At 54.2% G+C, this 23,294-nt stretch carries 26 protein-coding genes; 9 read left to right on the forward strand and 17 right to left on the reverse strand.

Annotated elements, in window-relative coordinates; genetic code table 11:
- Positions 1–96: 96 nt before the first annotated feature.
- From VIJ98_RS11775 to VIJ98_RS11815, 9 genes are all read right to left on the reverse strand, one after another.
- Positions 97–1,083 carry a D-cysteine desulfhydrase gene (locus tag VIJ98_RS11775; RefSeq protein ID WP_323274137.1) on the reverse strand — a complete coding sequence of 329 codons (987 nt, stop codon included), beginning with the start codon at positions 1,081–1,083 and terminating at the stop codon, positions 97–99.
- A gap of 131 nt (positions 1,084–1,214) precedes the next feature.
- A complete protein-coding gene (gene fliZ / locus VIJ98_RS11780) occupies positions 1,215–1,718 on the reverse strand; it encodes a flagella biosynthesis regulatory protein FliZ (protein ID WP_007891377.1) in 504 nt (167 codons plus the stop codon).
- 51 nt (positions 1,719–1,769) lie between these two features.
- Positions 1,770–2,492, reverse strand: coding sequence for an RNA polymerase sigma factor FliA (locus tag VIJ98_RS11785; RefSeq protein WP_007891379.1), 723 nt, complete (start codon positions 2,490–2,492; stop codon positions 1,770–1,772).
- A 143-nt stretch (positions 2,493–2,635) separates the two neighbouring features.
- Positions 2,636–3,604, reverse strand: a complete 969-nt coding sequence (locus VIJ98_RS11790) for an HNH endonuclease signature motif containing protein (protein WP_323274142.1) — start codon at positions 3,602–3,604, stop codon at positions 2,636–2,638.
- 279 nt (positions 3,605–3,883) lie between these two features.
- Positions 3,884–5,275, reverse strand: a complete 1,392-nt coding sequence (gene uhpT, locus VIJ98_RS11795) for a hexose-6-phosphate:phosphate antiporter (RefSeq protein ID WP_154189948.1) — start codon at positions 5,273–5,275, stop codon at positions 3,884–3,886.
- A 137-nt stretch (positions 5,276–5,412) separates the two neighbouring features.
- Complete coding sequence (locus VIJ98_RS11800; RefSeq protein ID WP_323275821.1) at positions 5,413–6,741, reverse strand: MFS transporter; 1,329 nt, start codon at positions 6,739–6,741, stop codon at positions 5,413–5,415.
- A gap of 10 nt (positions 6,742–6,751) precedes the next feature.
- Positions 6,752–8,248: a signal transduction histidine-protein kinase/phosphatase UhpB gene (gene uhpB, locus VIJ98_RS11805; RefSeq protein WP_323274145.1), complete on the reverse strand. Its 1,497-nt coding sequence runs from the start codon at positions 8,246–8,248 to the stop codon at positions 6,752–6,754.
- On the reverse strand, positions 8,248–8,838 hold the full coding sequence (gene uhpA, locus VIJ98_RS11810; RefSeq protein WP_323274147.1) for a transcriptional regulator UhpA: 591 nt from the start codon (positions 8,836–8,838) through the stop codon (positions 8,248–8,250). Before uhpA ends, uhpB begins: the two co-directional genes overlap by 1 nt.
- Positions 8,839–9,114: 276 nt before the next feature.
- On the reverse strand, positions 9,115–10,827 hold the full coding sequence (locus tag VIJ98_RS11815; protein ID WP_154157394.1) for a FliC/FljB family flagellin: 1,713 nt from the start codon (positions 10,825–10,827) through the stop codon (positions 9,115–9,117).
- A 338-nt stretch (positions 10,828–11,165) separates the two neighbouring features.
- On the opposite strand from VIJ98_RS11815, the gene fliD reads away from it, so the two are divergent.
- From fliD to fliT, 3 genes are read left to right on the forward strand one after another with little or no spacing between them, the layout of a single operon-like run.
- Positions 11,166–12,590: a flagellar filament capping protein FliD gene (fliD, locus tag VIJ98_RS11820; RefSeq protein ID WP_154157393.1), complete on the forward strand. Its 1,425-nt coding sequence runs from the start codon at positions 11,166–11,168 to the stop codon at positions 12,588–12,590.
- A gap of 12 nt (positions 12,591–12,602) precedes the next feature.
- On the forward strand, positions 12,603–13,010 hold the full coding sequence (gene fliS, locus VIJ98_RS11825) for a flagellar export chaperone FliS (RefSeq protein ID WP_008105355.1): 408 nt from the start codon (positions 12,603–12,605) through the stop codon (positions 13,008–13,010).
- Positions 13,010–13,363, forward strand: a complete 354-nt coding sequence (fliT, locus tag VIJ98_RS11830) for a flagella biosynthesis regulatory protein FliT (RefSeq protein WP_154157392.1) — start codon at positions 13,010–13,012, stop codon at positions 13,361–13,363. The genes fliS and fliT overlap by 1 nt, the downstream gene beginning before the upstream one ends.
- Positions 13,364–13,497: 134 nt before the next feature.
- Here fliT and yedD read toward each other — a convergent pair whose 3' ends face one another.
- Entirely contained in the window at positions 13,498–13,971 is a 474-nt protein-coding gene (gene yedD, locus VIJ98_RS11835; protein ID WP_154157391.1) for a lipoprotein YedD, read from the reverse strand.
- A 195-nt stretch (positions 13,972–14,166) separates the two neighbouring features.
- On the opposite strand from yedD, the gene VIJ98_RS11840 reads away from it, so the two are divergent.
- From VIJ98_RS11840 to VIJ98_RS11850, 3 genes are all read left to right on the forward strand, one after another.
- Positions 14,167–15,711: a methyl-accepting chemotaxis protein gene (locus tag VIJ98_RS11840; protein WP_154157390.1), complete on the forward strand. Its 1,545-nt coding sequence runs from the start codon at positions 14,167–14,169 to the stop codon at positions 15,709–15,711.
- Between the two features lie 8 nt (positions 15,712–15,719).
- Positions 15,720–17,012, forward strand: a complete 1,293-nt coding sequence (locus VIJ98_RS11845; RefSeq protein ID WP_407330280.1) for an ABC transporter substrate-binding protein — start codon at positions 15,720–15,722, stop codon at positions 17,010–17,012.
- A gap of 154 nt (positions 17,013–17,166) precedes the next feature.
- A complete protein-coding gene (locus VIJ98_RS11850; protein ID WP_008105368.1) occupies positions 17,167–17,490 on the forward strand; it encodes a DUF6388 family protein in 324 nt (107 codons plus the stop codon).
- A gap of 194 nt (positions 17,491–17,684) precedes the next feature.
- Here VIJ98_RS11850 and iraP read toward each other — a convergent pair whose 3' ends face one another.
- Positions 17,685–17,978 (reverse strand): anti-adapter protein IraP, encoded by a 294-nt coding sequence (iraP, locus tag VIJ98_RS11855; protein ID WP_008105371.1) that lies wholly within the window; start codon positions 17,976–17,978, stop codon positions 17,685–17,687.
- A 62-nt stretch (positions 17,979–18,040) separates the two neighbouring features.
- Between iraP and VIJ98_RS11860 the strand changes: the two genes are divergently transcribed.
- Positions 18,041–18,280 (forward strand): DinI-like family protein, encoded by a 240-nt coding sequence (locus VIJ98_RS11860; protein WP_008105373.1) that lies wholly within the window; start codon positions 18,041–18,043, stop codon positions 18,278–18,280.
- Positions 18,281–18,300: 20 nt separating this feature from the next.
- Here VIJ98_RS11860 and VIJ98_RS11865 read toward each other — a convergent pair whose 3' ends face one another.
- From VIJ98_RS11865 to VIJ98_RS11880, 4 genes are all read right to left on the reverse strand, one after another.
- Complete coding sequence (locus VIJ98_RS11865; protein WP_008105375.1) at positions 18,301–18,567, reverse strand: hypothetical protein; 267 nt, start codon at positions 18,565–18,567, stop codon at positions 18,301–18,303.
- A 156-nt stretch (positions 18,568–18,723) separates the two neighbouring features.
- The gene (locus VIJ98_RS11870) at positions 18,724–19,134 is read right to left on the reverse strand and encodes a hypothetical protein (protein WP_154157389.1); all 411 of its coding nucleotides are present in this window, start codon (positions 19,132–19,134) and stop codon (positions 18,724–18,726) included.
- A gap of 82 nt (positions 19,135–19,216) precedes the next feature.
- On the reverse strand, positions 19,217–19,546 hold the full coding sequence (locus VIJ98_RS11875; RefSeq protein WP_323274159.1) for a hypothetical protein: 330 nt from the start codon (positions 19,544–19,546) through the stop codon (positions 19,217–19,219).
- A complete protein-coding gene (locus VIJ98_RS11880; protein WP_008105381.1) occupies positions 19,527–19,916 on the reverse strand; it encodes a hypothetical protein in 390 nt (129 codons plus the stop codon). The genes VIJ98_RS11875 and VIJ98_RS11880 overlap by 20 nt, the downstream gene beginning before the upstream one ends.
- Positions 19,917–20,060: 144 nt before the next feature.
- On the opposite strand from VIJ98_RS11880, the gene VIJ98_RS11885 reads away from it, so the two are divergent.
- Positions 20,061–20,708, forward strand: a complete 648-nt coding sequence (locus VIJ98_RS11885) for a S24 family peptidase (protein ID WP_154157388.1) — start codon at positions 20,061–20,063, stop codon at positions 20,706–20,708.
- A 119-nt stretch (positions 20,709–20,827) separates the two neighbouring features.
- The gene (locus VIJ98_RS11890; protein WP_008105386.1) at positions 20,828–22,039 is read left to right on the forward strand and encodes a diguanylate phosphodiesterase; all 1,212 of its coding nucleotides are present in this window, start codon (positions 20,828–20,830) and stop codon (positions 22,037–22,039) included.
- A gap of 32 nt (positions 22,040–22,071) precedes the next feature.
- Here the strand turns inward: VIJ98_RS11890 and VIJ98_RS11895 are convergent, their stop codons facing one another.
- A complete protein-coding gene (locus VIJ98_RS11895; RefSeq protein ID WP_323274162.1) occupies positions 22,072–22,779 on the reverse strand; it encodes a YnfC family lipoprotein in 708 nt (235 codons plus the stop codon).
- Positions 22,780–22,916: 137 nt separating this feature from the next.
- A complete protein-coding gene (fliE, locus tag VIJ98_RS11900) occupies positions 22,917–23,228 on the reverse strand; it encodes a flagellar hook-basal body complex protein FliE (protein WP_008105389.1) in 312 nt (103 codons plus the stop codon).
- Positions 23,229–23,294: the final 66 nt, after the last annotated feature.

A 23,294-nucleotide genomic window follows, 5' to 3' on the forward strand; every position in this document is an offset into this window, starting at 1 on the left:
TTATTGTGATGTGTTGTTGTGTGCTTTGTAGGGTCGCCATTCATGGCGACCTCTTCTAAATAACCGCCGGATTATAAACCGTTTTTACGTTCTGTCTCAGATCGAAGGGTGATAAGCAAATAACGCCGGCGATCCACCGGTATGCACAAACAGCAGCGGACCTTCACGACGGAAGCGATTTTGCGCAATGCCATCGATTAATCCCGCCATCGCTTTGCCGGTGTACACCGGATCGAGCATGATGCCTTCCAGGCGCGCCAGCAGTTTTACCGCCGCCATGCCCTCTTCGTTCGGCTCGCCGTAACGCGGCGCGAAGTAATCATCCCACAAGGTGATCGGCGCTTTGGCCTGCACTTCCAACTGCTCGGCTAACGCGCTACGAATGCGCTCCACCACCGGCAACTGCGCCTCAACTTTACGCGACACGGTGACGCCAACCAGCTCAGTTTCTGGCAGCAGCTGCTCCAGACCAATCGCCAGACCAGCGTGCGTACCGGCGCTACCCGAAGCGACCACCACCGCAGCGAAATCCACCACGCCTTCGCTTTGATGGGCAATCTCCTGCGCGCACTCAACGTAGCCGAGCGCACCGAGCACATTGGAACCGCCGACCGGCACAATATACGGACGGAATCCCTGCGCTTCGAGGTGTTCGGCCTGCGCGGCCAGCTGTTCAGTGGGATTGTGCAGCGCATCGACCATGACGATTTCCACATCCATCAAGTCGAGCAGCAAGCGGTTGCCGTTGCTGAGGTAGTTTTCTGCTGTGGTGCCAATCGGGTTTTCCAGCAGCGCCACGCACTTCAGGCCGAGCTTCGCGGCCACGGCTGCAGTTTGACGTACGTGGTTAGATTGAATCGCGCCCGCCGTCAGCAGCACATCCGCGCCTTCGCGCAGTGCGTCAGCAGCCAGGAATTCGAGCTTACGCAGTTTATTGCCGCCAAGAGCTACCGGCGTGAAGTCATCGCGCTTAATAAAGATATCGCGACCAAGATAGTCAGAAAGCCGTGGCAAATGCTCAAGCGGCGTAGGTGCACCGAGTAATTCAAGACGTGGGAACTGGTGCAGAAGATGTAAGGACAATGCAGCCTCCATTCGGGCAATGTGCAGTTATCCATACAGTGTTGCAGAAGATGAGAAAAGTCGCACCCGGAATTCACCGCGTGCTGCCCTTGTTGCTGTCATGCTCAACAACAACAAGGGTGGATTCACCATCAGCCCTGCTGCCAGCCTAAAAACTGGTCATATTTACGCAGTGCGATGCGGTAATTGTTATTACCCGCATCAGGCAGATCGTTCTCCAGACACTCATGCCAGCTATTGCCCCGTAATCGATCGGCCGGGAAATTTTTCGCCTTCAGCATGTCATCAAGCCGACGCAAACGTACCACATACTCACGTATGGTACTGTGGCTCATCTCCGTCTGCTCAAACAGGTATTGCTTAAACGCCATAATGTCGAAGTAATTCGGATGGGTATTACAGAAAATATCGCTGCAGAAACGACACAACGCGGTCAATTCTGGCTGGAGTTTCATCCACACCTGATCGTCAATCATTTGGTCCATGCGTGCGATGGCCTCTTTATTGATGATCTGGCCGCGAAAGACTAACGCCATACGATCTAAAACTTTGCCACAGTGTGAACAATTGCTTTGGCTGTGCTTATAGTCTTTAAGATAGCGACTTAAAGGTCTGGCTTTAACTTTGGCTCCCATTGCTGAGTCCCCGGTTTTATTGTTTTTTTCGATCGCCAGGAACTGAGTCTGTTAGCGCGCCCCCGATAATCGGGCACGCAGGCGTTTGATCGCCTGACTGTGCAGTTGGCTGACGCGGGATTCCCCCACTTCCAGCACCGCGCCAATCTCCTTCAGGTTCAGTTCTTCCTGGTAGTACAGTGTGAGCACGAGTTTTTCACGTTCAGGCAACGCCTCAATCGCTTCAATTACGCGGTCACGTAGGTTTCCTTCCAACAACTGATGAAGCGGGTTGGCTTCCTCATGCCCCTCCGTCACCAGCTCCGCACTGTCGCCGTGTTCTTCCCGATACTCGTCGTAGGAGAAGAGTTGGCTGTTGTTGGTATCGAGCAGAATCTGCCGATACTCCTCCAGCGAAACATTCAGTCGCTCAGCCACTTCCTGCTCAGTAGCCGAGCGCCCCAACGCTTGTTCTACCTGATGCATGGCACCTGCTACTTCGCGCGCATTTCTGCGTACGCTGCGTGGTGCCCAGTCGCGACTGCGCAGTTCATCCAGCATTGCTCCCCGGATACGCTGCACGGCGTAGGTGGTAAAGGCGGTGCCCTGTAGCGCATCGTAGCGCTCCACGGCATTCAATAAGCCAATGCCACCGGCCTGCAGCAGATCGTCAAGCTCAACGCTGGCTGGCAAACGTACCTGCAGGCGCAACGCTTCATGCCGCACCAGAGGAACGTAGCGCTGCCAGAGCGAATGTTTATCCATCACGCCATCGGCGGTATAGAGATCGTTCACGTTGACTACCCTGCGTTAGTAAAGTTATCGGCATGATTATCCAATTCTGTAGGGGTTTTGATTGGCAGAATAGGCGGGCAAAAGCGAGGTTATTTCAAATTTGTTATGGATGGCGGTGGATCGCACCGCCATCCGCGCGGGCGTTAGCGCATATTACGCAGTCTTTCCCGCGTGCCAGGCGGCACCGCGTCCCATAATGCGCAAACTTTGCCCTCAAGTGCCTGATAAAAAGGGGTAATCAACGCTTCAGTTTCCAGCGCGGGATTAAACAGCACCTGACCGGTTTCCGCGTTGATGCTTATCATTTTGTTGATAAACAGCCGTTGCAGGTCGCTGCGCAGGAATAAGCCGTTATCTGCGCTGTTATCCGCCAGAAAGCCCTCTTCATTCTCTTGCGTGTCGATGTAGCAGGCTTCCACCCACGGCCAGCTGTGACGTTCGGTCAACTGCGTGCCGGTGATGATGCAGGCGCCGTAGCGCGCTTTCACCGCCGAAGTGAACTCCGCCTGGCTGGTGCGTTGCAACACTTTGGCTTTCACGCGTCGTCCGACTTCGGTGCCAGGCATCACGCCGCTCGGCACTTTGTATTGCGGCGTGCTTAACACCACCAGAAACTGGATTTTGCGCGACAGCGGGAAGCATGGATGCGCCTGCGCATCAAACAGCTGCCAGTACTCCTCTTCCTCGGTCTGACGCATCAGCACCAGCTTAAAGCCGCGACTGTTCAGCAGGTTCTGCGCCGCTGCCGAGTTGGGATCGAGCATGGCAAACACCTGTGTTTCGCCCACCACTCTCCAGCGCCCCTCTTTGCGCGCTTCATCGTTACGACGAAAGTAGAGAAACGCCTGCTGGTTTTTCAGGTAGTGCTCAAAGCGGCGGAGATAGTTTTTGCGCTCGTTGTCGTCCGAGACAAACAGCAGATCCTCAATCGGACTGTTGATCTCCTCCTGCGCGAACAGCGCGCGGATCACCAAATTGCGAAAGCTGGTCGACGGGCTCAGCAACCCGCGTGCGGTGAGCTCTTTCTCGTCGGGATGCTGCTGCGTGTAGCGCAGGGCAATCTCTTCGAAGGTCAGCAGCTCACCCGGTAACAAGTCATAATTGAAGCGCATAGACACCCCAGAAACGGAAAAATGTGGTTCAAAAATTGGAATGATTCTGAGGGGAGTTATCGGCAAATTTGATGTGGACTGTAACAAGGCGGTTACTTTTCTGAGGAAGTTTGGCGATGGGTGAAATCGTTGTTTTTGTTGGGATGTGATTTGGATTAGTGCAGAAGGAATCACTAGGCTGATTTGGCCGTTCGGTGTTTAGGTCGCCATGAATGGCGACCCTACAAAGGAGTTCGTCGTAGGGGAGCCATTCATGGCGACCGTTTACTTCTTTTGCGACTAAGCCGCTTTAAGCCGTTGCAGGCGTTTCTCACGGCGGATCTTACGCTCTTCAAACACCGCCACCAGCGCCATCAGGGCGATACAGCCGATGGCTGCCGCATCGAGCGCGGCAAAGGTCCCGGCCCAACCGGTTAAGCCAAAGATTGGCGTGCCATCCGCAATCATGCCTAAGCCTAACTTAGCAAAGCTGTCGCCAATCAGGTAAGCAAAGGTGCCTTTGATGCCATCGGCGGCGCCAATGGCTTTTTTCGGCACAAAGCCGACGGCGGCAACGCCAATTAACAGTTGCGGACCAAACACCAGAAAGCCCAGAGCAAACAACGACGCCAGATAGACATACTGATTGCTGGCATGTTGATAGATACCGAGCGTGGCGATAATCAATGCCAGCGCCACGCATGCCACCAGCGCACGACGACCATTCGCCAGATCCGACAACCATCCCCATAGCAGCGTGCCGACTAACGCACCGACTTCAAACAGCGTGAAGCCCTGAATCGCCACCTCTTTTGAGAGTTTTAACTCCTGATAGGCATACACCGTTGACCACTGATCGATACCAATACGCACCACATACAGGAAGATGTTGGCGAAACACAGCAGCCAAATCACTTTGTTTTTCAGCACGTACTCGACAAAGATCTGCCATTTGGTCATCGCCTGATCTTCAGTTTCCTTATCCTCTTCGCTGATCTCCTCACCAAACAACTCTTCGGCTTTGCCCAGACCGTAGGATTCGGGTGAATCACTGCCGTAGCGCAAACCGATAAAACCGACCACCAGCGCAATCAGTGACGGGAACACAAACATGCCGACCACATGACCATCGAACAAGTAATTGGCACCAAACAGCGCCACACCGGCCGCACCCGCGCCGCCGAGGTTATGCGAAATATTCCACATGCCGAGATAGCTGCCGCGTTTACGACGAGGCGTCCACTTGGTGATGGTGGAGTAACTACAGGAGCCGCCGGTACTTTGGAAGAAGCCACTCAGCGCATAAAACGCGATCATCAGGAACAAACTCACTGAACCCGCGCCCATGCTGGCGCTGAAGCCCAGCATGCAGATGGCCGAGAGGATCAGCATAAACGGCAGGAACTGCTTGGTGTTTTTACCATCGGCGTAATAGGAAACCAGCGTTTTACCGACGCCGTACGTGATGGAGAAGCCAAGGCCAATCATCCCCAGCTGCGTCATGCTGAGTCCGTAGGTGGTGATCATGTCGTTCTGCGCAATGTTGAAGTTTTTGCGGATCAGATACATGGTCAGGTAGCCGATAAAGACCACCAGATAGGACTGCATAAAGGGTTTGAACCACATCTTGCGCCGCTCTTCGAGCGACAGATTCAGGGTCGGCTTGCGCACCTGATTTAAGAAAGCCAGCATGGAGTGCTCCTGATTAATGACCTGCGTGATGGCAGGCATTGTAAAAATCAGCAGCGGTTTCGGCCTGAGACAACTGCCCGGCGCAACCGGGAAAATTTCTTAGTTTTGTCGATGTAAGCGCAAAAAGCGGGGATGCATCACACTTCCTCGCGCTGGCGCGGCGTTTGAGCATGCAAGAACGGCAACAGCAGCAGGGCCGAAATGCCCGCCGCGCAGGCGATGACCGCGAAGAAACCGCTCCAGTGCCAGACATCGATCACTCGCGCCAGCGGCCAGCCAGAGAGCGACGCGCCCAGATAGGCAAACAGGCCAACAAAACCGGTCGCTGCGCCCGCCGCATCTTTATGCGAACACTCCGCCGCCGCCATGCCGATCAACATCTGCGGGCCGAAGACAAAAAAGCCGATGGTAAAGAAACACGCAGCCTGCATCACGTAGCTGGCAAACGGCATCAGCCACAGCGATCCCACTGACAGCAAAATGCCGGCGGCAAAGATCAGGTTCATCGGGCCACGATTGCCGTTGAACAATTTATCCGAGCCCCATCCCGCCACTAACGCGCCACCGAAGCCACCGAGTTCAAACATGGTCACCGCAGAGTTGGCCGTCACCAGATTCACGCCCAGCGTCTCGGACATATAGAGATTGCCCCAGTCGTTGATCGCGGCACGCACCACGTAAACCAGCACGTAACACAACGACAGGAGCCAGATGTAAGGGTTGAGCAGCACATATTTGGCGAGGATCTCTTTGTGACTCAGCCCCGCGCCCTCTTGCTGCTGGGCGATCTCCAGCGCATCGTGGCGCCAGTCACCGACCGGTGGTAAACCTACGGTTTGCGGGCGATCGCGCAGTCGCCAGCAGAGGAAAATGCCGGCGACAATCGCCAGCCCGCCGGCAATCATCATGCCGGCGCGCCAGCCATAATGCAGCGCGGCGGCCCCAACGATCATCGGGATAAGCGCACCACCGACATTTTGTGCCGTATTCCACAGCGCCCACCAGCCGCCGCGTTCGGTGCGAGAAAACCAGCTGGTGAGCAGACGCGCACAGACCGGCGATCCCCATCCCTGGAAAAAGGCATTCAACACCCACAACAAGGCAAAAGCCCACAGCGAGGTGGAGAAGCCAAACAGAATATTAACCACGCCCGTCGCTATCAGCCCAATGCCCATGAAATAGCGCGCGTTAGAGCGATCGCTGACGATGCCAGAGAAAAATTTCGACAGACCATAAGTGATGTAAAACAGCGTCGCCAGCAGGCCGATATCTGTACGCGTCATCACGCCCGCCGCCAGAATTTCCGGCGACGCGGCGTTAAAGCTTTTACGGGTGAAATAGAACAGCGCGTAGCCGAGCCAGATGGTGATCATGATATGGCGACGCCAGTAACGATAGCGCGCATCAATGGTCGCTTTATCCCCGATTGACTGCGCGCTGGCTGGCGCTTTGAGAAATCTGAACATCATCTTTTGCTTATCCATTGCGCAGCGGTAACGTGACGCTAACGCGCGTGCCGTGGGTGCAGGAGATTCCCAGCGAGCCGCCTAGCGCCGTCACGCGTTCGCGCATGCCGGCAAGGCCAAAACCTTGCTGCGGAGAACCCACCGGTAAGCCGCAGCCATCGTCTTCAATTACCAGCAGCAACCGCTGCTCCTGCAATGTGCCTTGCAGCGTCACCGCACGGGCGCTGGCGTGTTTCACCACATTGTTGAGTCCTTCCTGGCAAACGCGAAACAGCGTGACGCGCTGCGCTTCACTGAGCCGCGCTTCGTCAATCTGCCAGTCGAGATGGCTGATGATGCCGTGCCCTTCCAGCTCCATTTCCCGCATCAGCGAGCGAATAGCCTGCTCGAGCGAAAGATCGTCCAACTGGCGCGGACGCAAGCGCCCAAGCAAACGGCGCACGGAATCGTAAATGCCCAGCGACAGCTGCTCAATCAACATCCCGCTCTGCTTCACGCCACTTTCCGGGCTGATGCGCTGCATGATCCCGGCTTGGGTGCGAATGGCGGTGATGGTTTGGCCGATATCATCGTGTAGTTCACGCGCCACTTCGCGCCTTACGCTCTCTTCAGTCTCCAGCAAGCGTTCCGTCAGGCGACGATTGCGCACTAACTCGGTTTGCAGCGACTGATTGAGCTCACGTAAGCGCTGAATCCCCGCGCCCAGCAGCAGCCCGGTGAGGCTTTGCGCCAGCAGGGAAAGCAGCAGATCGACCGCGTGATCGTGCCAGGTCTGGCTGGCGATCAGTGCGATGGCGTTCATCAGTGTGGCGATTAGCGCGCCCTGCCAGCCGTAATGCCATGCCAGCGCAATAATCGGCAGCGCCAGACAAAACGGCGTAAAGCGCGACAGCTCCGCGGGCAACCCAAGCTGCAACCACAAGCTGACCATAAACAGCAGCACATAACCAAACAGATGGCGCACGCGCCAGTTGACCGGCTGTCCGACCAGTGAAGGGCCAAGTGGCTGCCAACGCGTGCTGGTAAGGTAGTGCCAGATCACCAGGCAGGTTGGCGCTACGGTCAGTGCGCCGGTTAGCGTGAGCAGCACCGCATTCAGCGCGGCGGGTTGAGTGAGCCACGGCAATGCCTGCAGCAGCGCCGCGCACACCATCGCACCACCCTGCCACAGCAAGGTGTGCCAGTCTCGTTGATGACGATAACGGGAAATCAGCATCACCGGCAGCAGCGTCAGCACGCTACCCAGCATCAGCAGCGGCAGATGCGCCAGTTCCACTTCGCGCGACAGCCAATATAGCAACAACCATTCGGCACCGAGCAGCACCGGCCAATAGGTGCGCGGGCACTGCAACATCAGTCCAAGGCGCAGGCCAAAGGGAAACAGCAGCACTGCCAGCTCAGGACGATCCGCCAGATGCAGGCTGATGCTCCACAGGCAAAACCACGCGGCAGAGAAGATACAAAAACTGGCGATAACGGCAATCAGCCGCGAAAAGAGTGGCTGCATTACCAGCCATCAAACATGCGACGCGCCAGCTCAACGTCGTTACTGACGTTAAGCTTTTCCAGCAAATTGGCGCGATGAACGTGAACAGTTTTCGGTGACAGGCCCAGTTCCGCCGCGATCTCTTTCACCGCTAAACCTTGCGCCAGTTTCTCCGCAACCTGGCGTTCGCGTTTGGTGAGCGGATCCTGACGTCCAGAGGCGAGCTTCAGGGCGATATCGGGCGTCAGATAGCAGCCGCCCTTGGCCACGGTATGCACCGCAGCAATCAGTTCATCGGGGCTGCAACGTTTGGAGAGAAATCCGCGCGCGCCAGCATTAAGCGCCTGCTCCACCAGCGCCGGACTGTCATGTACCGACAGCATGATGACCGCCATACTTTTCGGCAGCTGGCTTAACAGCTCCAACCCGGAAATATCCGGCATCGAAATATCGCAGATGCACACTTGTACGCCGCGTCCCGGCAACTGGTTGAGCGCTTCCCGCCCGGAACCGCATTCGGCGACAACCTGGAAATCCGGCTCCAGCCCGAGTAGCTGGGCAAAACCCGAACGGACGATCATATGGTCGTCGATAAGCGCGATGGTGGTCATGAGGTTTCCTGGCGGCGAAAAAACGCGCTTACCTTAGCGATAAGCGGGGGAAGCTTCAAGCGGATTGGGTGGCGAGGTTAAGTTTGTGCAATGACGTATCGGTCGCCATAAATGGCGCCCCTACGCGGTTATGTTGGGTCGCTATTTATGGTGACCGACTTGTATCACTTGGAGTTTTTACCGGCGAATTATGAGCAATTACCTGCATATTCATAATATGCAGGTATAAAAAAACCCCGCCGAAGCGGGGTTTGATAAGCAAGGAGCTTAGAGCGATTAGCCCTGCAGCAGAGACAGAACCTGCTGTGGAACCTGGTTAGCTTTAGCCAACACTGAGTTACCCGCCTGCTGGATGATCTGTGCTTTAGACATGTTTGAAACTTCAGTAGCGTAGTCAGCATCCTGAATACGAGACTGTGCTTCAGACAGGTTAGTAGTGGTGTTGTTCAGGTTAGTTACCGCTGAATCCAGACGGTTCTGAATCGCACCCAGGCTTGAACGGAACTTATCGATGCTGCTGATAGCTGAGTCCAGAGCGGCCAGTGGATCGGTAGTTGCAGTGCCAGCGCTGGTGGTTTCAGTGGTCAGTTTACCAGCTGAGTTAACGTAAGCTTGTGAACCTACATCAGCAGCATATTTACCTGTAGCGCCAGCTCCATTTGAAGCGACAGTCACGGTACCGGTATCTTTATCAACGTTATAATTGATAGTGTAAGAAGCTGTAGTAGTCAGTTCTTTGTCACCATCAACATAGGTATTCAACGCGTTACCGGCACCGTTGGTGTTGGCTCCACCAAAGGTTGATGCGAAAGTCTGCACGCCGCTGTTGTAGTTAATGGTTGCACCAGTTACTGCGGTATTTGCAGTAGCAGCAGAGTTAACTGCACTCAGTACAGCATCAGAGCTTACAGTTTTGGTGTAAGTCAGACCAGAGTCAGCACCGGCACCGAAGTTGTAAGTTGTACCGCTGAGCTTGATTGAACCCGCTTCAGCCACATCGCTACCATTTTGGAACATATCAGCCAGCGTAGCTGCAGTTGCACCGCCAGCGTTGTTGGTAGTCAAGTTGCCATCAGTGGTCAGGAATGCATCTTGGCCGCCAACTGTAACTTTACCGTTGGCATCAACATCAAAGTTAACGCTACCAGAGCTACGAGTATAAACACCTGAAGCTGTTGAACCAGCAGCTGGTTTCAGAGTATTTGCAAAGGTAGTAACGTCAGCATCATCCACAGTCGCAGTTGTGGTGAAGTTACCTTTGGTAGCATCGTAGGTATAAGTTGCAGCATCTGTACCTGTAGTAACAACAGTATCACCAGTTTTCAGGCGAGAAAGTGCATCACTAGCAGTAAGAGCAGCGTTGGTGGTGGTTACCGCGTAAGGGCCAGCACCAGTTACGTTTGCACCAGCAGCAGACAGGTCGCTGATAGTCGCCGCTTTATTAGCGATTGTACCTGAACCATTCACGTTGAAGCCGTTCAGACCCAGAGTAGAAGAGTCAATCTTCTTCAGGTCGATAGAGATGGTCTGGCCATCGTTCGCGCCAACCTGAATTTTCAGGGAGCCGTCTTTAGACAGTACGTTCACGCCGTTGAACTGAGTCTGACCAGATACGCGGTCAATTTCGTCCAGACGTGATTTGATTTCGTCCTGAATTGAGTCCAGGTCAGACTGGCTGTTGGTGCCGTTCTGAGACTGTACGGTCAGTTCACGAACACGTTGTAAGTTGTTGTTGATTTCTGACAGCGCGCCTTCAGTAGTCTGCGCAGCAGAGATACCGTCGTTGGCGTTACGCGCAGCCTGAGTCAGGCCGGTAATGTTAGACTGGAAGCGGTTAGCAATTGCCTGGCCCGCTGCGTCATCTTTAGCGCTGTTAATACGAAGACCAGAAGACAGACGCTCGATAGAGGTAGACAGAGCAGACTGGTTCTTGTTGATGTTGTTCTGAGTGATCAGCGAGAGGCTGTTGGTATTAATGACTTGGGCCATGATAATTATTCCTGTTAATCAAGTCTTTCGGTTAAGGTGTGGGCTTCAACCCGCCGGCTTCAGCGCCGTCAATGTTGTTATCGTCTGCCCTTAAACAACCTTTAGATTTTTTTTAGGACCAGGTGAAAATTTTTCCCTTCAACCTGTCACGCTTATCTTTATCGCCCTACCCGAAGAGTTCTTTAGACCAACTTGATCATTTTTCTAGCCCCCGAAATACCCTTCTCTATATACGCTATTCGCTTTATTACCTGCTGGTAAATAATTCTAAACTTTGCCCATAAAGAGCCGATAACCCGCGGTATTGATTCTCCGTGTCGACATAGAAAGGAAACAACATGACCACAATTTCTACCCTCGGTATCGGTTCAGGCCTCGATTTAAGTACTATCCTGGATAACTTGAGTACGGCAGAGAAAGCTTCATTGACGCCTATCTCTAATCAGCAGACCGCGTACACCGCGAAGCTGAGCGCCTACGGCACCTTGTCTAGCGCGTTAACGACCTTCCAGACAGCCAACACGGCATTAAACAGTGCGGATTTGTTCACCGCCACCAGTGCTGCCAGCAGCACCACCGCATTCAGCGCCACCACGTCTGGCAGCACCATCGCCGGAAAATACAGCATTAGCGTTACGCAGCTGGCGCAGGCACAGACGCTGACTTCCGGCGTACAAACCAGCAATACCACCGCGCTGGGCAGCTCGGATGCCAGCCGCACGCTGTCGATCAAACTGGCTGACGGCACCAGCAAAGATATTACGCTGACCAGCGATCAAACTTCTTTAACCGGCATGCGCGACGCGATTAACAGCGCCAATGCCGGTGTTAGCGCCAGCATTATTAAAACCGGTGATGGCGCTTATCGTCTGTCACTGACCGCGTCGAAAACCGGTGAGGCCAATGCGGTTTCTTCCGTTACCGTGACTGGCGATGACACGCTGCAGGGCATTGTCGGCTTTGATTCAACCAAAACCGATGCCGATAACCCGCTGGACGTCAGCGTCGCCGCGCAAGACGCCGAGTTGACGGTCAATAACGTCGCCATCACCAGCAGCACCAATACCATCAGTGATGCGCTGGAAGGGATTACGCTGAATCTGAATGATGTCACCAGCGGCAACCAGACGTTAACCATCACGCAGGATACGTCTAAAGCCTCCACCGCGATTTCCAACTTTGTGGATGCTTACAACAATCTGCTGGATCAGTTCACCAGCCTGACCAAATACACCGCGGTGGATGTCGGTTCAGATACACAAGACTCCAGCAACGGTGCGTTAGTGGGCGACAGCACGCTGCGAGGCATTCAAACCCAGATCAAGAGTCTGCTGACCAACACGGCTAGCTCTTCAACCTACAAAACGCTGGCGCAAATCGGGATTACCACCGACCCGACTACCGGTGAGTTGTCGTTAGATTCTGACAAGCTGAAAACCGAGCTGACCAAAGATCCAGCCGGCGTGAAAGAGATGATTGTCGGTGACGGTAAAACCACCGGTATCACCACCAAACTGGCAACGAACCTGACCAGTTGGCTGTCATCAACCGGCAGCATTCAGTCAGCGAAAGATGGTGTCAGCAAGACGCTGAATAATCTGACTGAGCAGTACAACAACATGAACACGCGTATTAACGCCCTGATTGCGCGTTATAAAACGCAGTTCACGCAACTCGACGTCACCATGAGCTCGCTGAACAGCACCAGCGATTACCTGACACAGCAGTTCGACAGCATGACCTCGAGCAGCAGTTCTAAATAGTAAGGAGTGACCATGTACAGCGCTACAGGCACACAAGCCTATGCAAAAATCGGGGTGGAGAGCTCAGTAATGAGCGCCAATCAACAGCAGCTGATTACCTTGCTGTTTGACGGTGCGATCAGCGCACTGGTCCGCGCCCGCCTGTTTATGCAGGACAACAATATCCAGGGAAAAGGTAACTCGATTTCCAAGGCCATTAATATTATCGAGGGCGGACTCAAGCAGGGCCTCGATGAGCAATCAGGCGATGACCTTACCGACAACCTGTTAGGGCTCTATTCCTATATGGTTCGTCGTCTGGTTCAGGCTAATCTGCGTAATGATGTCGAAGCCCTCGAAGAAGTTGAAGGTCTTCTGCGCAATATCGCTGATGCCTGGAAAGAAGTCGTACAACCTCAACACCTTCAGGACGCCGTTTAATGAATATTGCACCGTCACTTGTCACCGTTTACCAACAGTTACTCGATCTCAGCCACGGAATGCTGCGTTTGGCAGCAGAAGGCGAATGGGATGATTTGATTACCAAGGAAGTGGACTATGTCAGTGCGGTGCAAAGACTGGCGCAAACAACCGAAGCCGCCGCACCGTCGCGCCAGCTGCAAGAGCAGTTGCGTCCGGTGTTACGCCATATTCTCGATAATGAGAGCGAAGTGAAACGTCTGCTGCAGTTGCGTATGGATGAATTGACGCAGCTGGTGGGCCAGTCATCGATGCAGAAATCGGTGATGAGTGCGTATGGTAAGCAAGGTAGTGTGTATTTGCCGCAGGGTTGATTCGTTGCGATGAACTGAATGAAAAACGGGTGAGAAGTTAGCTTCTCACCCGTTTTTTTGCGATTCCCAGGTCGCCATAAATGGCGACCCTACATATTCTGCCCGTAAGGTCGCCATTTATGGCGACCTGGGAATTACTGTGCGGATGCAGACGACACCGTAACCGGGCGCATAATCTCTGGCTCGATATCCTGAATCACCGCCTCGTTCGGACGCTTCGCCACTTCTTCCAGCGCCTGCTGGCACTCAACGGTTGGGCGATCCACTTTACGCAGTCTCAAGCCATCGTAACGCAGCTCACCGTTCTCCAGCACCAGCGGCATCACGCGCACCTGGCGCGTCACGTTGACCCAATCGTCGCCCAGACGGGTTAATTTGCCCGGCTTGGCAATCACGCGCTGCCACTGACGGCAATCCAGCGTATCGCCTTCGGCACCGATAATCAGGCTGCCCATCGCTTGCTTACTGATCAGCTTGCTCTGCGGCCCCACGGTTTGCCAGTTGCCTTTGAGCTCCAGCGGCGCCGGGGTTTTCACGGCCTGGTCATAATTGCTGATTTGCGCACAGCCACTCAGCGCCAGCGCGGCCACTATCATCCACTTTTTCATTCTCGGTCCCTACACTCGCATCAATGGCGGCTACGTTATAATTTTTCCCGCCCGTTGCGCAAGGTATCTGCTGCGCGCCGCACGTTTTTCCTCAAGCTGCTCACTTCTGCGCCGATAACTCTTCTTGAGTTAAAAGAGCCTGCAAAAACAATAATTACCGACTACACACTCACCTTCGTTACGGAGAACACCGTTATGCGATTGACTCTTCGCGCGCGTCTGACATCGATTGTTGGCCTGCTGTGCATTTTACTGATTGTTGCGGCCATCTGGGGAATCATTGGCCTGCGCGCCGCCGACCAACGGGCGCAAAACGCCTACCAGAATGAGCTGTTACCGCTGCAATATTCCTCCCGCCTGTACCGCATGGTGCAGGAACAATCCTCGACCCTTTTTGATGCCCTGCGCTACTGGACCGACAGCAGCGAAGTGGAGAAACGTCTGGCGCGCATCGCGCACTACGGCGAGCAGATAGCGAAAGACCGGCAAACCTGGCAGCAGCTGGCGTTTGATGCGCAAACCAAACCCCTCAGCCAGCAATTCATCACCCATCTCGACGGCTGGCAAAGCGCGCTGAAAGATGCCGGTGAACTGCTGAAGGGCGGCAACCCGTCCGGCGCGCTGGTGGTGATTGAAACCCGCCTGCGCAGCGGCAGTCAGCTGCTGCAACAGGATATCGACCAGCTTGATGCGCTGATGCGTCAGCATGCCGAACTCACCTATCAGCAAAGCAACAGCGATTACCAGTTAGCGCGTAACAGCCTGATTATCATTTTGCTGGTTGGGCTGAGCGTAGCGCTGGTGTTCGGCTGGCTGCTGATCCGCTCAATCAACCGGTCGATTGGTCAGGCACGTGAACTGGCCGAATCGATTGCGGCTGGTGAACTGAATCATGATATCGGCAGTGTTTCGCGCGATGAGATGGGCGAATTGATGCAGTCGCTACTGCGCATGGATGTGCGTCTGGCGGAGATCGTGCGTGAAGTGGGCGAAAGCGCCAGCGCGCTAAGTGATGCGGCGCGTCAGATGGCCGACGGCAACGATGATCTCTCTGAACGCACCCATTCGCAGGCCAGCTCGCTGGAGCAAACCGCTGCCAGCATGGAGCAGATGACCGCCACGGTGAAACACAACGCCGATAACGCCGCGCAGGCCAACGAACTGGCCACCGATGTGCGTCATCAGGCCGAACGCGGCAGCAGCGTATTGCGTGATGCGGTCAGTGCGATGGAGGAGATCGAATCTTCCAGCAAACGCATCGCCGATATCAACCGGGTGATCGATGAGATCGCCTTCCAGACTAACCTGCTGGCGCTGAATGCGGCAGTCGAAGCGGCACGCGCAGGCGAACAGGGACGCGGCTTTGCGGTGGTGGCATCCGAAGTGCGCCAGTTGGCACAGCGATCCGCCGGGGCCGCGCACGAGATCAAAGCGTTGATCGATGCCAGCGTCGGCAAAGTAGAAGCCGGCAGCGCGCTGGTGCAGCGTTCTGGCGCGATGCTCAATGACATCAATCTGGGCGTGGCGCGCGTGGTGGATATTGTCGGTGAAATCGCCGTGGCCAGCCGCCAGCAATCCAGCGGCATTGAACAGGTCAACACCGCTGTGATCCAAATGGATGGTGCGACGCAGCAAAACGCCTCGCTGGTGCAGGAAGCCAGCGCCGCCAGCCAGACCGTCAGCGAACATGCCGGATTGCTGGTTGAGAAGATGGCCTTCTTCCGCCTGCAACAGCGCTAAGGAGCGACATGATGCGTAAACTTCTCGCGATGTTACTTGCCACGCCGCTGCTGAGCCACGCGGCGACAACGCTGAATATCGCCACCATCGCTAACGGCGATATGACCATCATGCAGCAGCTCGCCACACGCTACGAACAAGAGCATCCGGACGTCAAACTGCAATGGCATGTGATGGACGATGGCGCACTGCGTCAGGCGGTGCTGTCGGCGATGAACAGCGGCCAGGCGCAGTTCGATGTCATCACCGTCGGCACCTATGAAGCGCCGCTGTGGGGCGAAAAAGGCTGGCTGGCACCGCTGAATAAGCTGCCCGCCGATTACGACAGCGATGACCTTATCGCGCCGGTGCGCAAAGCGCTGTCGTTCCAGCAAACGCTCTACGCCCTGCCGTTCTACGGTGAAAGCAGCATGACCTACTACCGCAAAGATCTGTTTGCGCAGAAAGGGTTAACCATGCCGGATAATCCCGACTGGACCGATATCAAAAACTTCGCCGCCAAACTCACCGATGCGCAAAAAGGGATTTACGGCCTGTGCCTGCGCGGTCAGCCTGGCTGGGGCGATAACGTGGCGTTCATGACCACCATGGCAAATGCCTATGGCGCGCAGTGGTTCGATGATAACTGGCAGCCGACGCTCAATTCGCCGGAGTGGCGCGAAGCGCTGAGTGATTATCTGCAGGTGGTGAAGCAGGATGGACCGCCGGACACGGTGAAAAACAGTTTCGGCCAGATTTTGCGTCTGACCGCGCAAGGCAAGTGCGCGATGTGGATCGACAGCACGGTGGCGGCCGGTTTGCTGGTTAATCCGCAGATCTCATTAGTCGCCGATAAGCTGGCCTTTGCGCCTGCGCCGGGCGGCATCACGCGTAATGGTTCGAACTGGTTATGGTCGTGGGCGCTGGCGGTACCGGCCAACACGCCGAATCGCGAGGCGGCGATAGCCTTTATTAGCTGGGCGACGTCAAAACAGTACATCCAGCAGGTGGCCGATACCGTCGGCTGGGGCGCGGTGCCGCCGGGCAGCCGCAATTCTACCTATCAGCAGGCGAGCTATCAGCGTCTGGCGCCGTATGCGGCGCAGGTACGTGCGGCGATTGATTCGGCTACCGTCGAGCAGCCCACGCTCAATCCGGTGCCTTATCAGGGCGTGCAGTATGTGAGCATTCCTGGATTTGACCAGATGGGTAACGCCGTCGGGCAGAATCTGGCAGATATGTTGAGCGGTAAACTGACGCTGGATGAAACGCTTGAGAAGAATCAGCAGGACGTAGCGCGGATTTATCAGCAGTTGCATTGATGTTGTGGTCGCCATAAATGGCGACCCTACGAAACCTGTAGGGTGCGCATTAATGCGCACCTGGTTGCCATGAATATCGATCCCGCAGCAGAATCCTGACAACGTAGCTTGCGCGCGTTACACTAGCGCGCAAGTTGATATGCAGGAACACCGAATGAAAACCCCAGAAGAGTATTACGCTCAGGCGCGCACGATGTTTTTCGCCGCCCACCCCGATTTCCAATCCGCATTGGATGAACTGACCGAAAGCGATGCACGCCAGGCGAATTTGTCATTAGCGCAATTACGCGCCTGGCATGCAGAACGCATTTATGCCGCGTTTTTGCGTCAAAAGAAGCTGGACGGCATGCTGTTTTCCATTCAGCTGGCAGAACCCGATAAAGCCGTCGCTGCGGATGCCATTGAAAAGTATCTGAAATCTCACGCGGAAGCGTTAGGAATGACGTGGGAAGAGTTTTGCATCAAGAACGAGCTTTAAGTGCAACGCATTGAAAATGCATCAAAGATACATCTCCAACCACACAAATTGTTCAGGAAAAAGTTGTACAAGTCGATCGAACTTGTATAACTTACTCATCACGACGTAAGTCGTAGATTGTCCTTGAACGAATGGTGCTGTTGCACCGCCTCTGGAAGTGTTGCTGGATTTCCACTTCCAGAGGTAATATTTTTCTACCCTTCCCGCTCGATCCCTTTCACTTCGATATAACTTGCCACCGCCAGCAGACGATTGACGTGGGTAAGCAGCAGATCCACATCCGACTGTAAAAAATCCTGCGACGCACGCGATGCGGTGACAATTGCATCCTGCACCGTATCGGAAATGGTCAGCGTATTATCCTCTTTTGCCTGAATCAGCAGTGCCGCAATCAGCAATGACTGCGCCTCAACCTGCGCCACCAGCTCTTTTGCTTCCACATCCATTTTCGCCATTTTCAATAAGATATCGATAACCAGTTGGCGCATGTTTACCCCTGTTTTTATTTACAGTACTATATCGCACCCGATCCAATGAATGGAACGCCCTGATGTTTGTGGAGTTGATTTACGATAAGCGCAACGTGGCCGGATTACCGGGCGCACGTGAGATGATTTTGCAGGAGTTGGAAAAGCGTGTACAGCGCGTCTTTCCCGATATTGAGGTGCGCGTCAAACCAATGGAACGTAACGCGATAGATACCGATTTGAGTAAGAACGATAAAGCGACAGTTGCGCGGATTGTTGAAGAGATGTTCGATGAGGCAGAAATGTGGCTGGTGGCCGATTAGGCCACCAGTGCGTAAGAGTCTTAGCTTTCCTGCTCAGCATGGTTGATGGCGATTTCCAGATCCTGAATCGCCTCATCAATGTCATCCAGCAGCTTGCCTTGTTTGTTCAGCAAGGTATCGAAGCGTCCCGCATATTCTGTGTCTTTATACTCACCCGCATCAAAAGCCAGCCAGTGGGCAGACAGCGTCTCAGTGTTGGTCTGCGCGTAGTGGCGCATCTCTTTAAGCTGGGAGGTGACATCACGCAGGTAGTCAGTTTTGGTTTTTACAGTTTCTGTATCACTCATGCTATCTTCCTTTTCGCTTAATAAGACGATTTAAATAACGCTTGAAGGATTAAAGATAGTGCAAAATATCGAAGCTGCCTTAGGAATAATCGGAAGTGACTAAAACCTGTTAGTAAACAGGGGACATCCCGGTCCCCGATGGTGCGTCTTCTGGCATTACAGATATTTCCTCGCCAGCTCAATCAGCTCATCCTTCGCGGCATCACCCAGTTTGATCACGCCCTGCTCGACAAAGTTAAACGCGCGTCCGAAATCCTTCACGCCTTCTGAGAACGCCTGACTGGCGTCATGGCTCTGCGCCGCTGCGGCGGCTGGCGGCGCTTCGGCTGCAATGGGAGCAGCGGCTTCCGGTACGCTGGGCGGCGAAACCTCGGCTGCAGCAACGGGCGCAGCCTCCACAGGCGCAGGTGTTATCGCCTCAGATGTAACAGCCGATGCCGCTTCAGGTACCGCTGCAACTGCGGCTGGCGCTGACGCCGCGACTGGCGTAGCCACTTCGTTGGCGAAATCTTCCGCAGGTGACGATGCGATGGTGCTGGTTGGATTGATAACAGTTTGATCGCTCATAATGCTCTCCTTCTTACTGAATAAAGATCGCAGTCGGGCAAGAGTGGCTGCAATCCACGTGGTAATTCGCATGCTGACCTCCTTAACGCTTGGGTTGAGGTGGCGATTTATCTCCTTCAGCCGGTTTCCCCTTTTCAGCCGGAATGCTGATTGGGTGCTTCGCTATCCCATCGAGTTTGTTTTGCAGCGCCACCAACTGGCTGGTGAGTTCCGCCACGCGCGCTTCACGTCGTTCTGAGATCGTTCGATATTGCTGTCGAATCTCTTCAACGCGCTGATTGGCGCTGTTACTCACAAAAAGAAACAACACCGTCATCGCCACGCACATCAGCGACAGCATCAGCAGAAAGCCGCCGAAGAACAGTTGGCGTCGATGGTTTTTCACTACGTACTCACTGTTTATCTGCATCATCACGACTCTCCTCCAGAGTGGTAATCAGTTGATTCACCTGGCTGCGAAACTTATCGCTATGTTCGGTTTCGGTGGTCGCCAGTAAAATACTAAGGGCGTTTTTGATCAGCCGCAGATCGGTTTCCAGCGAAGAGATTCGCCGCAGGTTTTTGTCGTGTCGGACGCGCAACTCATCGTTTTCCTGACGCATCAAGGCATGACCTTCTTTGAGCAGCATCACCTGTTCTTTGTAGCTGGTGATGATCTCCCCGCCGGCACGATTGCTGGTGACGATAGCGGCGATACCCGCCATTAACGGTTTCCAGAACACAGCTGCTGCGCCGCCGCCGAGAAGCAACGCACCTACGCTGGTGACTAAACTACTTTCCATGCTTTACCTCTCACCCCTGGCAAGGGTTGTGCCCCATAAGCACGCTGACCACCCTTGCCAGCTTCGCGGTCAACGCCTGAATTTAAGTTTACTTTAACTTATGAATTTAAGTATACTTAAGTCGTTCCTTCAGGAGATGTCAAGATGATGAAAAAAGAATCTTCCGGTGAGCGCATCCGGGCACGACGTAAAGCACTACAGTTAACGCAGCAGGCGCTGGCGAAGAGCATCGGTGTATCGCATGTGGCTGTATCGCAATGGGAAAAAGAGGAAACCGTACCGCGCGGCGAGAACTTATTGCGGCTCGCGGAGTGGCTGCAATGCACAGCGGCATGGATTATTGATGGGGACGGCGAAGTGTTTGCCACCCACGCCAAAGCCGCGCCGGTTATGGCGGTACCATTGATTAGCCTGGCGCAAGCGTCAATGTGGTTGGGCGAGCAGCGGTTGTTGCTGAAACAGCAGGCAACGCGCTTTCTCTACAGTGAAAGTCAATTGGGCGATGGCGCGCTGGCGGTCACGGTGGAAGACCACGCGATGCAGCCCGATTACCGGCCCGGAGACAGTGTGATCTTTGATCCAGACGTTCAGCCACAGCCTGGCGATGTAGTTTTGGCGCTGGTCGATGGTGCGGCGCTGGTGCGAATTTATCGGCTGCAAACGCAGCAGCAGGATGAGAAAATCTTCACATTGCGCGCGCTCAATGATGATTTTCCTCAGCTGCATTCTGAGGAAATTTCGCTGCAAATCATCGGCACGTTAATGGAGTTGAGACGTTACCGAGGCGGCTAGCCGCTTCGCTTAAGCCATTATTTTAAAAAAAGTTTAGTCTGAGTGCGGGAAGCTATGGACAGACCCCGCTGTAAGCCTGTTAATGTAGCGCAAAATAATAATTTAGCCGGACAATCGCCATGCTCACCACCATCCTTTATCGCAGCCATCTGCACGACCACGTGCCGATCAAAACGCTCGAAGATATGGTTGCTAAAGCCAATCGCAAAAACAAAAATTCGGATGTCACCGGCATCCTGTTGTTCGACGGCCTGCACTTCTTCCAACTGCTGGAAGGCCCGCGCGACGCGGTGCAAGGCATCTATCAGCGTATTTGTCAGGACGCACGCCACCATAATCTGGTGGAATTGATGCACGACTTCGCGCCAGAACGCCGTTTTGGCAAAGTCGGCATGGAGCTGTTCGATCTGCGCGAGCATGACAAAGACACTGTGCTGCAAGCGGTGCTGGATAAAGGCACTTCGCGTTATCAGCTCACCTACAAAGATCGTGCGCTGCAGTTTTTGCGCACTTTCGTGGTGGCGCGCGACAAAGAGAACTACTTTGAGATCCCACCCGCCAGCACCTGGGAATTTATTCCCGATGATGAATGGCTGAATGAGCTGGATGACCTTGATCAGAGCGTGCAGGATTGCCGCTTTGCCTTTCAGCCGATCATCGATCCCTTCGCACGCCGCGTGACCTCACTTGAAGCGCTGATTCGTACGCCGAACGGCGGCTCGCCGGAAGAGTATTTTTCTGCGTTTGGTGGTGAGGCGATTTATCACGCGGATATTCAGTCGAAACGCCTGGCGTTTAACGTGGCGAGCAAACTGGGGATTGGCGAGCATCGCTTATCGATCAATCTGCTACCGATGTCGCTGGTGACGGTGCCAAACGCGGTGGATTTCCTGCTGGCGGAGATCAAAGCCAGCGGACTGGTGCCGCAGCAGGTGATCGTCGAAGTGACCGAAAATGAGATCATTTCGCGCTCAGATGAATTTGCTGCCGAAGTGAGAAAGTTGAAAGCGGCGGGGATCAGCCTGGCGCTGGACGATTTTGGTGCCGGTTTTGCTGGCTTGTCGCTGTTATCGAAATTCCAGCCGGACAAAATCAAAATCGATCGCGAGATTATCCGCGATGTGCATAAAAGCGGCCCGAAGCAGGCGATCATGCACGCCATCATTAAATGCTGCGCATCGCTGGAAATCGCGGTGATTGCCGAAGGTGTGGAACAAGCCGAAGAGTGGATGTGGCTGGAAGCGGCGGGTATTAGCCAGTTCCAGGGTTTCCTGTTTGCGCATCCGCTGTTGAATGGATTCCCGGCGGTGGCGTGGCCTGAGATTAAATAGTGTGGCGGTCGCCATAAATGGCGGCCCTACAACTAATAATACGTCACCTCGATATTGCCATACTGCTTATCCACCACCTCGCCCGCCGCGTCGGTGGTAATAATGTCGCAATAATAAGGAACATCGTTTTTATATTTGCAGACATTGCTGACGGTTTTAATTTGGTCATTACGCTTCACCGTGGTGACCACGTCAGAAATCTTTTTCTTATCTTCTGCCCGCACTGCTGTAGCACGCGACACTTCCGTTCCGGCCTGAGTAATACTCAATACCGCCATTTCACCCGCGCTGTTATAGGCGAGGTGAAACGCTGCATCAGAAGCAGGCGATGAGATCTGCTCCACCAAACCCTGTTTGTTGTAGGCAATATCTACCGTCATGCTCGGCGTGACTTTCTTCACCATGGCGCAGTTTTTATCCAGCGTCACCACCACGTCCTGACCGTTTTCGCTGCCTTTTAATGCGTCGCCGTCGCGCGCAACCTCAATCACTTCGCCCTCTTTGCCCACCGATTTAACATGCGTTGGACAGCCGTTGCGGTCGAAATCGACGTTCACTTCGAAGATTTGCTGGCCGTCGGCGGTGAACAGCGTTTGATGGGTATTTTTGACTTTTCCAGGCAGCGCTTCGAATTGATACAGATAGGCAAAGTTTTTCATTTGCGGGTAATACGTCGCGTCATCCTTGTTACATCCTGCAAGCAGAACGATGGCGATTAAAAACAGCAGGGTTTTCTTCACGTGAGAATCCTCTTCTCAAAATAAGGCAGCGCGTTGGGCGGTGTATTCACTGTGATGCAGCGACCTTTCCGCCTGAGATAAACCATCACCGCGCTGAACTATACCCGAAAGAAATACCCGAAAGAAACCGAAAGAAACTACACCTGCATGCTCATGATATCGGTATAAGCCGACACCAGTTTGTTACGCACCTGCACGCCCATCTGCATGGAAATAGAGGATTTTTGCAGATCGACCATCACATCGTTTAACTGGATGCCCGGTTTACCCATTTCAAAATCCTGCGCCTGCGCGCGCGCCGTTGTCTGGGTTTCGCTGATCTTGTCGAGTGCTGCTTTCATGGTGGCACTAAAATCGACCTGATTGGTGGATTCCGCCTGCTTACCGCTCGCCTGCAGAGATGTCATCTGCAGCTGCTGCAGCACACCCTCAATCGCCTGAATTGACATTGCCTGACCCCTAATGAAGAAGTGATTAAATTTTCACGATGAGAAAGTTAACACACTGTCAATAGG

Source organism: Pantoea sp. S18 (assembly GCF_045689705.1).
GTDB classification, from domain to species: domain Bacteria; phylum Pseudomonadota; class Gammaproteobacteria; order Enterobacterales; family Enterobacteriaceae; genus Pantoea; species Pantoea symbiotica.

What these genes read in the sequence shown, in the direction of transcription:
- VIJ98_RS11850 (WP_008105368.1), top strand. Translation starts at nt 17,167, where the DNA reads ATGAAAACCCCAGAAGAGTATTACGCTCAGGCGCGCACGATGTTTTTC.
- yedD (WP_154157391.1), bottom strand. Translation starts at nt 13,971, where the DNA reads ATGAAAAAGTGGATGATAGTGGCCGCGCTGGCGCTGAGTGGCTGTGCG.
- uhpA (WP_323274147.1), bottom strand. Translation starts at nt 8,838, where the DNA reads ATGACCACCATCGCGCTTATCGACGACCATATGATCGTCCGTTCGGGT.
- VIJ98_RS11790 (WP_323274142.1), bottom strand. Translation starts at nt 3,604, where the DNA reads ATGCGCTTCAATTATGACTTGTTACCGGGTGAGCTGCTGACCTTCGAA.
- VIJ98_RS11865 (WP_008105375.1), bottom strand. Translation starts at nt 18,567, where the DNA reads ATGAGTGATACAGAAACTGTAAAAACCAAAACTGACTACCTGCGTGAT.
- VIJ98_RS11880 (WP_008105381.1), bottom strand. Translation starts at nt 19,916, where the DNA reads ATGGAAAGTAGTTTAGTCACCAGCGTAGGTGCGTTGCTTCTCGGCGGC.
- VIJ98_RS11800 (WP_323275821.1), bottom strand. Translation starts at nt 6,741, where the DNA reads ATGTTCAGATTTCTCAAAGCGCCAGCCAGCGCGCAGTCAATCGGGGAT.
- uhpB (WP_323274145.1), bottom strand. Translation starts at nt 8,248, where the DNA reads ATGCAGCCACTCTTTTCGCGGCTGATTGCCGTTATCGCCAGTTTTTGT.
- VIJ98_RS11860 (WP_008105373.1), top strand. Translation starts at nt 18,041, where the DNA reads ATGTTTGTGGAGTTGATTTACGATAAGCGCAACGTGGCCGGATTACCG.
- VIJ98_RS11885 (WP_154157388.1), top strand. Translation starts at nt 20,061, where the DNA reads ATGATGAAAAAAGAATCTTCCGGTGAGCGCATCCGGGCACGACGTAAA.
- fliE (WP_008105389.1), bottom strand. Translation starts at nt 23,228, where the DNA reads ATGTCAATTCAGGCGATTGAGGGTGTGCTGCAGCAGCTGCAGATGACA.
- iraP (WP_008105371.1), bottom strand. Translation starts at nt 17,978, where the DNA reads ATGCGCCAACTGGTTATCGATATCTTATTGAAAATGGCGAAAATGGAT.
- VIJ98_RS11840 (WP_154157390.1), top strand. Translation starts at nt 14,167, where the DNA reads ATGCGATTGACTCTTCGCGCGCGTCTGACATCGATTGTTGGCCTGCTG.
- VIJ98_RS11815 (WP_154157394.1), bottom strand. Translation starts at nt 10,827, where the DNA reads ATGGCCCAAGTCATTAATACCAACAGCCTCTCGCTGATCACTCAGAAC.
- fliT (WP_154157392.1), top strand. Translation starts at nt 13,010, where the DNA reads ATGAATATTGCACCGTCACTTGTCACCGTTTACCAACAGTTACTCGAT.
- VIJ98_RS11870 (WP_154157389.1), bottom strand. Translation starts at nt 19,134, where the DNA reads ATGAGCGATCAAACTGTTATCAATCCAACCAGCACCATCGCATCGTCA.
- fliD (WP_154157393.1), top strand. Translation starts at nt 11,166, where the DNA reads ATGACCACAATTTCTACCCTCGGTATCGGTTCAGGCCTCGATTTAAGT.
- fliZ (WP_007891377.1), bottom strand. Translation starts at nt 1,718, where the DNA reads ATGGGAGCCAAAGTTAAAGCCAGACCTTTAAGTCGCTATCTTAAAGAC.
- fliS (WP_008105355.1), top strand. Translation starts at nt 12,603, where the DNA reads ATGTACAGCGCTACAGGCACACAAGCCTATGCAAAAATCGGGGTGGAG.
- VIJ98_RS11890 (WP_008105386.1), top strand. Translation starts at nt 20,828, where the DNA reads ATGCTCACCACCATCCTTTATCGCAGCCATCTGCACGACCACGTGCCG.
- VIJ98_RS11845 (WP_407330280.1), top strand. Translation starts at nt 15,720, where the DNA reads ATGATGCGTAAACTTCTCGCGATGTTACTTGCCACGCCGCTGCTGAGC.
- uhpT (WP_154189948.1), bottom strand. Translation starts at nt 5,275, where the DNA reads ATGCTGGCTTTCTTAAATCAGGTGCGCAAGCCGACCCTGAATCTGTCG.
- VIJ98_RS11875 (WP_323274159.1), bottom strand. Translation starts at nt 19,546, where the DNA reads ATGATGCAGATAAACAGTGAGTACGTAGTGAAAAACCATCGACGCCAA.